Annotated in this window: 13 protein-coding genes; 11 read left to right on the top strand and 2 right to left on the bottom strand. The window is 47.1% G+C overall.

What is annotated here, in order from left to right:
* Window positions 1-190: 190 nt before the first annotated feature.
* Both QOX26_RS04655 and QOX26_RS04650 read right to left on the bottom strand, forming a co-directional pair.
* Entirely contained in the window at window positions 191-694 is a 504-nt protein-coding gene (locus QOX26_RS04655) for a VanZ family protein (protein ID WP_283673744.1), read from the bottom strand.
* Window positions 691-1,149 carry a VanZ family protein gene (locus QOX26_RS04650; protein WP_283673743.1) on the bottom strand — a complete coding sequence of 153 codons (459 nt, stop codon included), beginning with the start codon at window positions 1,147-1,149 and terminating at the stop codon, window positions 691-693. Before QOX26_RS04650 ends, QOX26_RS04655 begins: the two co-directional genes overlap by 4 nt.
* A 297-nt stretch (window positions 1,150-1,446) precedes the next feature.
* Here QOX26_RS04650 and QOX26_RS04645 point away from each other — a divergent pair, with 297 nt between their 5' ends.
* From QOX26_RS04645 to QOX26_RS04595, 11 genes are all read left to right on the top strand, one after another.
* A complete protein-coding gene (locus QOX26_RS04645) occupies window positions 1,447-2,298 on the top strand; it encodes a tyrosine-type recombinase/integrase (RefSeq protein ID WP_283673742.1) in 852 nt (283 codons plus the stop codon).
* Between the two features lie 432 nt (window positions 2,299-2,730).
* Window positions 2,731-3,402, top strand: a complete 672-nt coding sequence (locus QOX26_RS04640; RefSeq protein ID WP_283673741.1) for an HD-GYP domain-containing protein — start codon at window positions 2,731-2,733, stop codon at window positions 3,400-3,402.
* Window positions 3,395-4,105: a helicase associated domain-containing protein gene (locus QOX26_RS04635; RefSeq protein ID WP_283673740.1), complete on the top strand. Its 711-nt coding sequence runs from the start codon at window positions 3,395-3,397 to the stop codon at window positions 4,103-4,105. Before QOX26_RS04640 ends, QOX26_RS04635 begins: the two co-directional genes overlap by 8 nt.
* Window positions 4,106-4,451: 346 nt before the next feature.
* Window positions 4,452-5,189: a YveK family protein gene (locus QOX26_RS04630; protein ID WP_283673739.1), complete on the top strand. Its 738-nt coding sequence runs from the start codon at window positions 4,452-4,454 to the stop codon at window positions 5,187-5,189.
* On the top strand, window positions 5,170-6,036 hold the full coding sequence (locus QOX26_RS04625) for a CpsD/CapB family tyrosine-protein kinase (RefSeq protein WP_283673738.1): 867 nt from the start codon (window positions 5,170-5,172) through the stop codon (window positions 6,034-6,036). Before QOX26_RS04630 ends, QOX26_RS04625 begins: the two co-directional genes overlap by 20 nt.
* Window positions 6,026-6,718 (top strand): CpsB/CapC family capsule biosynthesis tyrosine phosphatase, encoded by a 693-nt coding sequence (locus QOX26_RS04620; protein WP_283673737.1) that lies wholly within the window; start codon window positions 6,026-6,028, stop codon window positions 6,716-6,718. Before QOX26_RS04625 ends, QOX26_RS04620 begins: the two co-directional genes overlap by 11 nt.
* Before the next feature lie 98 nt (window positions 6,719-6,816).
* Window positions 6,817-8,727: a polysaccharide biosynthesis protein gene (locus QOX26_RS04615; protein WP_283673736.1), complete on the top strand. Its 1,911-nt coding sequence runs from the start codon at window positions 6,817-6,819 to the stop codon at window positions 8,725-8,727.
* A gap of 33 nt (window positions 8,728-8,760) precedes the next feature.
* Entirely contained in the window at window positions 8,761-9,498 is a 738-nt protein-coding gene (locus tag QOX26_RS04610) for a hypothetical protein (protein ID WP_283673735.1), read from the top strand.
* A 26-nt stretch (window positions 9,499-9,524) separates the two neighbouring features.
* Window positions 9,525-11,327 carry an S-layer homology domain-containing protein gene (locus tag QOX26_RS04605; RefSeq protein ID WP_283673734.1) on the top strand — a complete coding sequence of 601 codons (1,803 nt, stop codon included), beginning with the start codon at window positions 9,525-9,527 and terminating at the stop codon, window positions 11,325-11,327.
* Between the two features lie 636 nt (window positions 11,328-11,963).
* Window positions 11,964-12,566 carry a DegT/DnrJ/EryC1/StrS family aminotransferase gene (locus tag QOX26_RS04600; protein ID WP_442870208.1) on the top strand — a complete coding sequence of 201 codons (603 nt, stop codon included), beginning with the start codon at window positions 11,964-11,966 and terminating at the stop codon, window positions 12,564-12,566.
* A 591-nt stretch (window positions 12,567-13,157) separates the two neighbouring features.
* Window positions 13,158-14,318 (top strand): DegT/DnrJ/EryC1/StrS family aminotransferase, encoded by a 1,161-nt coding sequence (locus QOX26_RS04595; RefSeq protein ID WP_283673733.1) that lies wholly within the window; start codon window positions 13,158-13,160, stop codon window positions 14,316-14,318.
* Window positions 14,319-14,431 lie beyond the last annotated feature (113 nt).

Genomic DNA, 14,431 nt, shown 5'->3' with positions numbered 1-14,431 from the left:
GACGTGTATTCGCGTTGCTGAGACGATTTTAAGCTGTATTAGGAAACCAAATGCCAATTTATAATCCCATAAGAATATAGAAGAAGCCCATCATTACTGATGGGCTTCTTCTGTCGCTGATGGATAGAAAATATGGTCAATTTAGAGGGGTGATGATAATGGCAGAAGTAGCACCGCCTCATCTAGCAAGTCATACTTTGGGCTTTGCACTAACGGTATGATTTTCGATTGTGCTGATGTCCGCCTTCAGCGCATGGAATTGACGGAATAAGTAGGCAAATAGGCTGACTAGCGCATAACCGAGACACACACCGGTAAAATCAACCCAGACATCAAGTACATTCCCGGCTTGCCCCGTTGCAAAAAGTTGAATGGTCTCATCTACTAATGCAACTGAAAGCCCGCATAGCAGGGGGAGAGCGCTGCTACAGCGATATAATACGCGAGTTAGTAATGACAATTCAACGCCGAGCAGTGCAAATTCAGACGCATGTGAAATAAGGTGTAGCAAATCATTGCTCGATAATGATGTAATTGGCTCAAGATTGCCGGAAAGTGCTTGAAATACGAGTTGTCCCCATGCACTGTTTGTTGAAGGTAAAAGGTTCGGAAGAAGGGAGTAACCTAAAATGAACCACAGAGTCAGCAGAAGCAGAATGCATAAAAGGGTTTCCACGATACGACGTTTTATCATTGTTTTGATTTCCTCTTCGTAATCAAATGAATCGTGATTCCAGAGATAAAGCAGCCGATGGAGAAGCCGAGTAGATCAATCCAAATGTCTTTAATTGTAGAGGTACGCCCAGTAAACAGCTGAATGGTCTCATCTGAAAGCGCAATCAGCATGCCGAGCAGTAAAATACCCGGCAACGAATGCACCGGTTTCTTTTGGCGACGCACTGATAGTAGGGTTAGCACAGCACCCAACCCGGAAAATTCTGTGATATGTGCCAACTTGCGAATGTGAGAAGAGGTAAGAATGGTGGTTGCGGCGGCTTCCTGCTCATCGCTGTGTGTAATTTCACCACCGAAAGAGATTGTGATTGTATCACTGATATGATTTGAAATGCTAGAAGACAGGGCAGAATTGCCCCAGATAAAGCATAATATTGCTAAAATCAGTGCAATTGAAAAAAGGTTTCGTTTCATCTATTTACACCCATCGCATTCCCTCATTAGAACAATACTGGCGCTGTCAAAAGCACAGCGTTACAATAAATTTCCATACAATTGTAATACAGAGGAGCGAGGTTTGTCAAATAAATCTCTGCGTTGAAATATCGGTATGGAAAACAACGCGGATCAGATACAAAACGAGAGCAAAGAATAGCGACATGTTCGCGAATATAAAATGCAAAGTCCGAAAAAAGCAATCAATAGAATAATGGAAAGGGACAAGGAGAAAATAATTGTGGTAAAATATCCATTCAAGAGAGGAGAAATAGCATGAAAAATGTAACCTGTCGAATGAATGACACCATGATTAGAGATTTCGTCTGTTACCTGACCAAGGAGGAAAAAAGCCCGGCAACGATTGAAAAATACCAGAGGGATGTGAGGGCTTTTTATAAATACCTCAATGTGGACAAAACAGTGGATAAGGAAATCACAATTGCATATAAACAGGAGCTCATAAAAGCATACAGCCCAGCCAGCGTAAATTCTATGTTAGTTTCAATCAACCGCTTTTTGGGGTTTGTTGGCTGGAATGATTGTCAGGTGAAGGGCTTGAAGATCCAAAGACGTGCATTTGCAGAACCTGAATATGAGTTAAGCAGGGCGGAATACCAAAGGCTGTTGGAAGCTGCTAAAAACACAAAAAAAGAGCAGCTTTCACTGGTGATGGAGACAATCTGTGCTACGGGAATCCGTGTCTCAGAGTTGGAGTTCATCACGCTTGAAGCTGCTCGTATCGGCCGAGCTGTTGTGAATTGTAAGGGCAAGCGCCGGGTGATTTTTTTACCGGCAAAACTAACGAAAAAGCTGCTTGGGTTCGCGAATCAGCGAAAGGTTTCGTCGGGTTATATTTTTCGCACGCGGAAAGGGACTCCGATGAACCGCACAAGAATTTGGGAGGCCATGAAATCTCTGTGCCAGGCAGCTGGTGTACCGCGAGAAAAAGTCTTTCCGCACAATCTGCGGCATCTGTTTGCAAGATGCTATTACCAATTGGAGAAAGATATCGTCCATTTAGCTGATATTCTTGGACATAGCGATGTAAACACCACTAGAATTTACACGAGGGAAAGCGTGCTGGTTCATGAACGGCAGATAGCTCGATTGGGATTAATTATATAAAATCGGACATAATCCGCATTATGTTCGGAGAAACAGCTCAGGATTGGCATTCATCTACATAGTTCAATTTTCTGTCTTCATTGTATTACAAATATCGACAAAATTCAATACAAATATACATTTAGTTGCAAAGGCATATGGAATGACCTTTGGAATTTGCGCGGGCCAAACAGGCCGGGGCTTCATTAGCCATGCCTTCCGACCGTAAATATTTAGAGTTTGAATAAGCAGTGTATGCAAATGCGTATGCTGCTTATTTTTTTATTTAGATAAGCACCATCAATGGCCTTTCTCCGAACATAATGCGGATTATGTTCAAGGTGTAATAAAGCGGGACTAAAGATAAGTGTGATTGATGCTGATTGAAGCGGATTACATGATCTTAGATACATTAAAGGAATACTCAGTCTTGCAAGAGAAAGGAGATATAATATGCCACTATCAATAATGCGTTTTTCCTATAAAAGGAACACTCGACAGGAATCAATTGAGTCTTGGTTGATGCAAGATGAATGGATTTGTAAAGAGCTGTTGGAATTAGAGCAATGGGATTCTCAAACAGCCGCCCACTGCTTGCGTGTTGCAGAGCAAGTATGGCGTATGGCGGAAATACTCCATTATACCAATGATCAACGGATAAGCATTACGATAGCGGCAGCATTACATGATGTTGGAAAGATTTTTACTCCGTTAGAAATCCTGCATAAGCCGACAAAACTGACTGAGGTGGAATATGCCGTGATACAAAGGCATTCACTAGATGGTTATTCGAAACTGCGGGCGCGGCAACTTCCAGAGCAGATTGCGCTAAGTGTCCTTTATCATCATGAACATTGGGATGGGACGGGCTATCCAGCTAGACTAAGAGGTCTTGAAATCCCCCAAGATGCTGCTGTGATAGCACTATGTGATAGTGTAGATGCAATGCGTTATCGAAGGATTTATCGGAAATGTGAAATGACAGATATACAATGCCAATTAGAGCTAAAGAATAATAAGGGTAGGCAATTCGCTCCGAAACTAGTAGATGTGATTCTAAAGTATTGGGAACAAATTGTTGTTCGGGATCCAGTTTCCTTAAAGCTGGAAAAGCGGCATGGATAAAAGGGAAGCCCGTTGGATGCACTGGATAGAACTTGCTAAAACTTATAGAAGTTTGAATGGTGATTTGTTGGTTTCGAGGGACTATACTACCCCGAATGGTGAGAAGTTAGGACGCTGGATTGAACGACAACGGGCGGCTTATCATGGAAAAGGAACTTGTATGCTGGATCAAGATCGGATTCTCAAACTAGAACAACTGGGCATGGTTTGGGAATTGGAAGTGCGCACAGACTGGGATTCTTGGATTGATTTGTGCAGAGCATATCTTCGTGAGCACGGAGATTTACGCGTGCCAAAAACAATGAAGCAATCTGGACGCGCATTGGGAGAATGGATTTGCAGGCAGCGTCAACTCTACCACAGTGGGGGGCTTACGGAATTACAGCAGCTTGAATTGGAAGCATTGCACATGGTGTGGAGTGTAAATGAACGCATTCCGTGGATGGAGTGGTTTGGTATGGCCAAACAGTATTATGAGGAGTATGGAGATTTGCGTGTTCCGCTGCATTATGTAACACCCGAAGGCAAAAAACTGGGGCGATGGATTTGCATACAGCGAGACCGCTATTACACCATGGTGGAAAGGTGGAAAAACCACAAGGGGAGAAAACCTCTGAGTAAGCAGCAAATTGTGCATTTAAATAGCATCGGAATGCCGTGGGGACAGTATCGTACGAGAAAGGCCGCGACCCTGGAGAAGTAATGATAAGTGTACTTTGAGGAGTATGCCATGGTCATGGTTCAGACTAAAGTATGAACGAAAACCTGCCAAGTTTGCACGAGGCCTTGAACCATTCAGAGAATTCCTCTATTTTATTGATAGTGTGCTATCGACCGTGGTAATATTATGTGATATAATATGAAAATAATGGGTTATTATGTAGCCGGTAAAATTATACTATTACTTTTGTTCAGATCTTAGCAGCATCATTGGTTTAGCATTAAACCTTTCAAAGTCAAAGCTTTTAATGAACATTTGAAATGAATTTAGGCATAGTTGGATGACCGGAACAGAACTGCAAGCCAAATAAAGTGTGTGGAGAAGAAGAATGGACAAAGAGATTGAAATAGACCTTAGGGATTTACTGGTTATGTTCTGCCGCAGTATCAAGGTGATTGTATTGTCAGCGCTGCTTGGTGGCACGCTGGCATTTATGATTTCATACTTTGGGGTGACACCGATGTATACCGCATCAGCTTCGATGTACGTATCTAATAATGATAAACGCGGAAACGAGAGCATTACCGCCGGAGACCTGTCTGCTTCTCAGAGTCTGGTCGATACCTACATTGTAGTACTTAAGAGTGATTCGCTTCTGACGAAGGTCGCAGCACAGCTGCCGTCCGATTATGGATACACGCCCGAGGATATCCGAAAGGAATTCTCTGCAAGCTCAATCAATGGCACAGAGGCCTTTATGATTAGTATCGCAGATCCGGATCCGCTCAAGGCACAGACAATCGTCAACACGATTGCTGATGTGGCGCCGAGTGAAATCATTCGTGTTGTAAAAGCCGGCGAGGTTGAGGTGATTGACTTCGCGTCCCTGCCTGAAGTGCCGGATTGGCCGCTGATGCGCAATACGGCGATTGGCATTTTGCTGGGGCTGCTCCTGTCCATGTTAGGTATCGTATTCAAGAATCTGCTTGATGTGACGATCCATACCGAGGAGGATTTGATCAGTCACTATGATTTGCCGGTGCTTGGTGAAATACCGAATATTGCAGCAATGTCGACACAAGTCGAAGTGAGAAGGGCGAGCGCAGATGAAAAAGTTGAAGTTTAAAAAAGATGTGGCGCACGCTTCGCTGAGGGATGAAAGAAGCCGACTGTTGTATCATCAAAACCCATTCAGTGTGCAAGAGGCGTACCGCAGTGCACGGACAAATCTGATGTTCCTGCCGCAGCAGACCGAGGGCCGAGGTCAGATTCTGGTCATCACAAGTGCAAATATGGGTGAAGGTAAAAGCACAAGCTGTGCAAATCTCTCTATTGTTCTGGCGCAGAACGGAAAGCGTGTTCTGTTGATTGATTGTGACATGAGAAGTCCAAAGCAGAACAAACTGATGGATTATCCCCAGAGTCCCGGCCTGAGTGAATATCTTGCGGGGATTGAGTCAACGTTGACGGTACGTCGCAACGAGTGTGTTGATACACTGGATGTTGTCACCGCAGGCAGTACACCCCCTAATCCTGCAGAACTTTTAAGCTCTCCCAAGATGCAGAAGCTGCTTGCAGGAGTCTCTCAGGAGTATGACTATATTATGCTTGACACCCCGCCAATCAATCTGGTGGCAGATGCATTGGTGGTGAAAGCACAGGTAGATGGCTATGTTCTGATTGTCCGAGCAGATCACACTAATCGGACCGAACTGGATCATGCGCTGCTCAGATTACAGCAGGTTGAAGCACATGTGTTCGGCTTTGTGCTCAATGATGTCAATCCGAAATCGGGGAAGTACGGAAAATACGGAAAATACGGTAGATACGGTAGATACGGTAAGTATGGCAAGTATGGTGAGTATGGCAAGTATGGTGAGTATGGCGCATACGGAAACTATGATGCAAATGTTTATGGAGATCAGACGCATGATACATTCCGCATGACGACAGTACAGAGCCATGCTGATTGACTTTCATGCACATATTCTTCCGATGGCGGACCATGGTTGTGATAGCTTGGCAACCGCAAGGCGTCAGCTGCATTTGATGCGCCAGGCGGGAATTGCTGCCGTTGTTGCAACACCGCACTTCTATCCGCATCGGCATACGGTCGAACAGTTTCTTGCACGACAGAATCGCGGGATGCAGCTGATAAGTGACATGACAGAGGCTCCGGAAACTCCGACAGTGCTTGCAGGCGCAGAGGTGCTGGTCTGCTCAGGCCTTGAGCGGATGGACGGATTAGAACAACTGTGCATATGGCAGACCAATCGTGTGATTTTGCTGGAACTACCGTTTCAGGAGATTACAGAGGATATTTGGGACACGATTTGCGAGATAGAGGGAAAGGGTTTCCAACCCGTGCTTGCGCATCTGGATCGGTATGAGCCAAAGGTGGTGCATCGCGCATTAGAATTGAAACTCCCGATTCAGCTAAATGCATCAGCTTTCCGGAACGTTTTGCAGCGGCGCAAATGGAAAACCCTTGTGGAACAGCGGCAAGTCTGCGCCCTTGGCAGCGATTTGCACGGCGTAGACGCGGGTGTGGTCCGCCAGTTTCAAAACGCTGTCCGAATTCTGGGGGACAGTGCGGACATTTTGATGCAACGGACGGAACGGCTGCTGAAACAAGGTGTATCCGCTTTGAAATAGATGGAAAATGACAGATAATGCACAAATATACATCGGGAAGGTGGGGAAGCGAAATGCCGAAATTATTTGTGAAGCACCGAAAACTGTTGGTATTTGCTATGGATATGACTATTATGGCCTGTGTTGCTGTTATTCTGTTTATCCGCAGTCCGATGGGAAACGGTACGGGGGACGACCACCTGTGGCCGCTTATTGTTAATCTGGCGGTTTGGTTTATCTGCGTGATGGTGTTTAATGCACTGTTTCATACCTATGATAGCCTTTGGCGCTATGCGGAGGGCAAAGAGTATCTAGCACTGCTCAGTGGCTTTGGGTGCGGAACGATTCTGTATCTGGGCTGCACCAATCTCTTCGTGAAGAGGCAGCTTTCTGGACTGTATATGATTTCGGTCCTCGGCGCCTCGCTGCTGATGATGCTGTCGGTGCGGTTTCTTTACCGTGCTTACCGCAGAGGCGTGAAGCAGAAACAACGCAAAGCGCAGTTAAGCGTGCGCAAAATCGGTATCATTGGCATGGGAAACGCGGGATTTTCGCTGCTGCGCGAAATTGTCGGCAATGAAGCTTCGCCCTATGAGCCGATTGTTATCTTTGATGATGACCCAATGAAAATTGGGACAAAAGTGTTTGATATTCCGGTCAAGGGCCCAATCAACAAGATTCCGGAATACTTAGAAAATGGTGCAATCACTGATTTGTTCCTCGCAATTCCGTCGTTATCGGGTGAGCGGCGGAGTGAAATTCTCAAGCTCGGCGCCAATACCGGATGCAGGCTGCATATTCTGCCGGATCGTGTCAAGTCCATGGCTACCAATGCTCCGCTTCTGTCACAGATTCGCAATGTCAGGGTGGAGGATTTGCTCGGGCGCGAAGCGATTCAGTTGGATGGTGTGGGCACGCGTGAAATGATTCATGGCAAGACTGTGATGGTCACGGGCGGCGGCGGATCAATTGGGTCGGAGCTTTGCCGCCAGATTGCAGCAATGAGTCCGAAGCGCCTGGTTATTCTGGATGTCTATGAAAACAGCACTTATGAACTGCAGCAGAGCCTGCTGCGGCAGTACGGCTCCGCGCTGGATCTGAAGGCTGAAATTGCAACCGTTCAGGATGCGGCGCTGATTAGCGATTTGTTCAGAAAGTATCAGCCGGATTTGGTGTTTCATGCCGCAGCGCATAAGCATGTGCCGCTGATGGAGGCCAGTCCGCGCGAAGCGGTTAAGAACAACGTTTTCGGTACGCTGAACGTCGTACGCGCCGCGCATGAGACTGGCGTCGCCAGAATGCTTCTGATTTCGACAGATAAGGCGGTCAATCCGACCAGCATCATGGGCGCGACCAAGCGCCTGTGTGAGATGATTCTTTCGAGCATGCAGGGACGCAGCAAGACGGAGTTTGTCGCGGTGCGCTTCGGCAATGTGCTCGGCTCGAACGGTTCGGTAATTCCGCTCTTTCAGAGACAGATTGAAGAGGGCGGTCCGGTTACAATCACAGACAGGCGCATCATTCGCTACTTCATGACGATTCCGGAGGCGGTTTCTCTTGTACTGGAAGCCGGTTCATTGGCAAAGGGCTCACAGGTCTTTGTTCTGGATATGGGCAAGCCTGTCAGCATTTTGACCTTGGCGGAAAACCTGATTCGGCTCTCCGGATACATCCCCTATCAGCAGATTCAGATTGACGAGATCGGCCTGCGTCCGGGTGAAAAGCTGTTTGAAGAGCTGCTTGTCGGAACGGGCAATCAAAGGAAGACACAAAATGAACTGATCTTTGTTGAGGATGTACAGCCTGTTTCACCGCATTATCTGGAACAGATTTTGGAAGACCTGCGGGCTGCGGTTGAATCTGGAGATGATGCAAATGTTTTCGCGGTGCTGCACCGATATGTACCGGAATTCCGAACCCCGGCGGAAGCGAATGCCCGGTTCGTGCCGTCGGAGGAGGAACAGGGGAGCTTGCAGACCGAACAAGTTACATTTACCCCGGCACTGGCTGCAACCACGGGTCATGTATAACGGTCAAGCTGAATCAAAGGGAGGGTTGCGCGTTTGACAACACAAAAACGATATCGGCCGCTAAAAATCATTGCGATTGTGCTACTTTGCCTGCTGCTAGTCGGTGCTGGGCTTGCGGTATGGCAGCGGGATAACCTGCGTGCGGTCGTGGATTCCCAGCGATACAGTACAGAGGAATTGCAGCAGATGCTGCAGCAAAACGAAGAAAAGACGCAGGAGGTCATTGCGAAACTTGCCGGAGTGGAGGTGCGTTCGCCCACGCAGGAGGAGGTCACTGCCCTGCAAAGCGGTGAGATCACCGAAGGTGAGTTTGTTGCCATGCTGATGGGACAAGCTACCGCGTCCGACAGTAATGACACACAGGCAGCACCCTCTGAGGAGGAAGCCGCCAAGCAGCAGGCGGACGAACAGGCTGTCAAGCAGGCAGAGGTTTCTGCGCAGTTGTCGGCACTGGTAGGCCGCGTGTATGCGCTGCAGGCTAGCTTTACTGGTCAACTAGATGGATTGCTAGGTTCTGCCAAGCAGGAATATCTAAGCCTTCCGGCATCGAACCGTACGGCGTCAACTAAGGCCTCCATCGCAGAAAAATATATTGGACGTGCCGGCTCGCTTGAATCCTCCTGCGACGCGCAGATGGATGGGATTATTTCCGAGATGCGTCGGCTTCTCAAGAGCAGTGGGCAGGATGACTCACTCGCCGATCAGGTCGCTTATGGCTATGCCCAGGAGAAAAGCCTTAAAAAATCATATTATTTAAGTTATTATGGTTGATAATAACGGAAAAGGAGAAAAACAATATGAAAAGAAAGTTTTCCAAAGCACCCTTTGCCGTACTGCTGGCGCTGTCAGTAGCTGCAATGTCTACATCGGCACTTGCAGCAACTTCGAGCGAGCTGTCCGGTAAGTGGTACGAAGGTGCCATGAGCACCTGGATGGAGCGCGGCATCATCAAGGGGTATGAGGATGGCAGCGTTCAGCCCGAGCGCAGCATCACGCGCGGCGAGATGGCGGTTGTACTTGACCGTGTGATGGACTATCAGAGCAAGGCGAAAAACAGTTACACCGACCTCTCGACAGATAATTACAGCACAGACGCGATTCTTGGTGCATCTGCGGCAGGCGTTCTCAAGGGCTATGACGATGGGACGGTACGTCCTAACGAGAAGATTACTCGTGAGCAGGCGGCTGTTATGCTGTCCCGCGTTATGAAGCTGGACGGGACGAACACTGCTTCTGCCGGCTATCAGGATCAGGACAAGGTCAGCTCCTTCGCGGTTTCGTCGGTCAATGCAATGAAGGCCGCTGGCTACATGAAGGGCGATGCCAACGGCAATTTTGCGCCGCAAAGTGCTGTAACCCGCGCAGAGATTGCTACCGTGCTCGATAACATCTTCAAGGGCTACTATAATAAGGCTGAGACCTATACGGGAACCGTCAGCGGCTCTGCGGTTATTAATACCTCGGGTGTTATACTTAAGGATATGACCATCACCGGAAACCTTGTGATTGCCGAAGGCGTTGCAAACGGTGACGCAACCCTTGAAAATGTTACAGTTAAGGGGGCTGTTATCGTCCGTGGTGGTGGCACGAACTCCATTCATATCACGGGCAATTCCTCCATCGCAAATATCTCTGCAGCCCGTACGGACGGAGCAGTACGTATTGCGGTAGAGGGCAGTGCGGTCGTCAGCACGGTTGTGGCAGACAATGCGGTTGTGCTGGACGGTACAATCGGTTCGGTGACCGTTGCAGGTGCTGCTGCTCCTATCACGATTAACGGCAAGGTGGATTCAGTAGTCGTCGCCGAAACAGCGCAGGGTGCGACGCTGAAGGTTGCAGAAAAAGCAACGGTTGGCACACTCACGATCAGTGCGCCGAAAACATCGGTAGAGATTTCCGGTACGGTAAAAACGGTTACTACGACCAAAACGGCAACGAGCGCTGCTGTTACCACTACCGCGACGGCAAAGGTTGATACGGTTGTCGCAAACGGCACAGGCACTGCGATCAGCGGTACCGGCAAGGTAGCCAATGTATCCGCAGCGGCCGACAATGTCAAGGTTGATACCTCTGGCACGAAGGTGACGGTTGACTCCTCTGCATCCGGCGTAACGGCGGGCGGCAAGGATGTCTCCGGCGGTTCGAGCACCACAGTGCCTGACACTGGCAGCGGCTCTGGTTCTTCCGGCGGCGGTGGTGGCGGTGGTTCGACTACCACGACGTATAAGTTGGACGTATCTATTACAGACGGAACCAAAACGGTAAATAGTTCGGCCGATTATCAGCTGAGCAGCGAGAAGATTGTGAATGCACTGGGCACTGCTTATAGCAGTAAGGTGACGGAGCTCAAGGCTGCGTTTGGCGGAAGTCTAGGCCTTTATGCAATTGCAGAGGAAGGCATGGCTGCACGCAGCGATGCAACCAAGTGGGCGGCATTTGTAGAGAAGTACGAGAATGAGGTTACAGGCGATGGCATGGATTTGGTCGAGGATCTGGATCAGACGCTGGCCGATATGACGTTGGACACAAGTTATCAGCTTCAGTATACCCCTGTTGCTGGCACAACCTATACGGTCACGTTTCGCGTAGTCAGGAAATAAGCGTTCTGCGTGGAATGATAGATCTGTAGCAGGATAAACCGGACGTGATAAAAAGAGACGCCGGTCTGCGGCATACGTTGCAGTTTCGGTGTCTCTTTTTAACCGGCTTTCGGCGAAAAATGATGGATTAGTGCGAATGATGAGGGATAATACGCTTTTAGGTAGTTTTGATTGCATAAGAGATGTTTTATGGAATCAAAAGTGTTTTGAAGTATTTGCCTGAGGCCAAGAAATCATATTTAAGCGGATGGGGACAAAGGGTAATAAACTGAAGTTTTGAAACAAAATATCCGGCTAAAAAAGCCCCCAATTGTATGATGGTGAAAAATTTGATGATCAAATTGGAAAAGGGGGAGCTTTTCTCAGTCAAAACAATATGGAAAAATTCTATGTGCAAAGGTACTGCATCCGTTCCAAGTCATAGGGTGTATTTCCGCACATTCCTATATAATAACACGGTTTGATTATGGTGATTTAACTGCCCTGAGGCAGTAAGTGATATGCACGCGAGGGTTAAAGAAAATATCCATGTTGAGTGCTCGTCCGCAGTAAAAAGATTTCGGGTATCCCGCTGCTGTCGGTCATCTCTGGCAGCAAGTTGATTGGGACAATTATGATTATGTGCGAGGTGATAATATGGTTAATAGTAAAATTTGGCTGTCATCTCCCACGATGCACAGCAATGAAATGAAGTTTATCCAGGAGGCATTTGACTCCAATTGGGTTGCCCCTCTTGGACCTAATGTGAACGAGTTTGAAAAGGAGATGGCGGTTTATATTGGAATAGGCCATGCAGCTGCCTTGGTTTCCGGTACCTCTGCGCTCCATTTGGCTATCAAGCTTGCAGGTGTGAAGCGAGGGGACATTGTATTCTGCTCGGACATGACGTTCTCGGCAACAGTAAACCCGGTGTCTTATGAGGGTGGCATTCAGGTATTCATAGATTCCGAACGTGAGACGTGGAACATGGATCCAAGAGCGTTGGAAAAAGCGTTTGTAAAATATCCGCAGTGTAAGTGCGTGGTAATTGCCAATCTCTACGGTACGCCTGCCAAACTAGATGAGATTCGTGACGTCTGCGATGCACACGGTGCGGTGATGATTGAGGATGCTGCGGAGAGCCTGTCCGCTACCTATAAAGGCAAGCAGACCGGCACTTTTGGACAGTATAACACGATTTCATTACATGGTGACAAGTTCCTAACTGTTAAAATGTCTATACAAAATATAGTGAGTTAGAGAGCTGTGTATACAACATATTGCGGTTTAGGCTGATAATAAGATTAAAACCCTGCATGAGAAAAAGAAAATAACGCGAAATATTTTGCAAAACAACCAAAGCAGGTCATATATCGGGACCTAATTGGTTATCTTATACAATAATTTTTCTCTTTCTCTTTCTCTTGCGATTTTCACGGGGTAAAGTTTCTTACAAACATCTGATATTACGGTCACCTCAAAAAGCCTTATATATCAACACTTCTACGGCTTTTTGGTTTATATATTTTTAAGGCAACACCGCACAATTCTAAGTGCGGGATTGCGCAGTCAAATTTTTTGCCAGATGTGTCAAAAAGCGCAGCAAATACTTTGTGTATTTGCGAGCATTTTTGGCGCATATGACGGAAAAGATGCAAGCAAGCGTGCGCTTAAGGCGCTAGCCGCGAATTGTGCGGTGTTGCCTTAAGTTATTTTTAGATTTTCAACTGAAGTTTTGCAGTAACAAAGCTACACCCGCCACGAGGATAAGTTCCTTACAAAAACAATGAATGTTATGTAATTATCTTTACCTCATCAGTGTGTGCGTGACTAAAAACAAAGGAGTAAGAAATGAGCAATAGAATTTTTTTGTCGTCACCTACAATGCACGGAGACGAACAAAAATTCATAACAGAAGCATTTGAAACTAACTGGATAGCTCCTTTAGGCCCAAATGTTGATGGTTTCGAGCGTGAGATAGCTGAGTATGTCGGAATTAGACATGCCGCAGCTTTAGTGTCGGGCACGTCAGCTTTGCATCTTGCAGTAAAACTTGCCGGTGTCAAGCGTGGGAATGTTGTCTTTTGCTCAGACCTGACTTTCTCCGCTACTGTCAACCCCGTGTCATACGAGGGCGGTGTACAGGTTTTCATTGATTCCGAGAGGGATACTTGGAACATGGATCCAAAAGCTCTCGAAAAGGCATTCGAGAAGTATCCTGATTGCAAATGTGTAATCGTTGTTAACTTGTACGGAGTACCTGCAAAACTTGACGAAATACGCTCCATTTGCGACGCTCACGGTGCGACTTTAATTGAAGACGCAGCTGAGAGCCTTTCCGCTACATATGAAGGCAAACAAACAGGCACGTTTGGCAAGTATGGTATCTTTTCATTTAACGGAAATAAAATTATCACCACCTCTGGCGGCGGAATGCTTGTTAGTGACGATGAAGCGGGAATAAAGAAAGCTCGCTTTTGGTCAACACAATCCCGTGACCCGGCTCCGTGGTATCAGCACAGCGAGATAGGCTACAACTACCGCATGAGTAATATTGTCGCAGGTATAGGTCGTGGACAACTATTGCACATTGAGGAACATAGAAACCTCAAGGAAAAGATTTATCGTAGATATGAGGAAGGTCTAAAAAGCCTGCCACTCAAGATGAATCCCTACCTTGAATATAGCAAACCGAACTTCTGGCTGAGTTGTATTCTGATTGATAGGGGAGTAAATGTAACCCCCGAGCAGATTCGACTCAAACTTGAGGACGCAAACATTGAGGCTCGTCCAATATGGAAGCCCATGCATATGCAGCCGATATACCGGACCAACCCGTTTGTCACAGTCGAAGGCAACGGTAGAGGCCGCACAAATGCCTATATAAAAGGCTCTGGAATCGATGTTGGAGCCGATATTTTCCGGAGAGGGTTGTGCTTACCTTCGGATAACAAGATGACAGAAGAGCAGCAAGACCGGATTATTGAGATCATTCATAGGTGCTTTTTGTAAAAATGGGAACATCGACTGGGCATGGCTGAGAGCGTAGATAGGAAGATAAAACATCTGCTGAACATCAATTAGGGATGGGAATTCGCATCAGCATGTATTGGGTAGCCACATAG

Origin of the sequence: Butyricicoccus sp. Marseille-Q5471 (assembly GCF_951230135.1) — a bacterium.
GTDB lineage: Bacteria > Bacillota > Clostridia > Oscillospirales > Butyricicoccaceae > Agathobaculum.
Note: the sequence above shows the minus strand (reverse complement) of the source record. Positions and strands in the feature narration are given on the sequence as shown.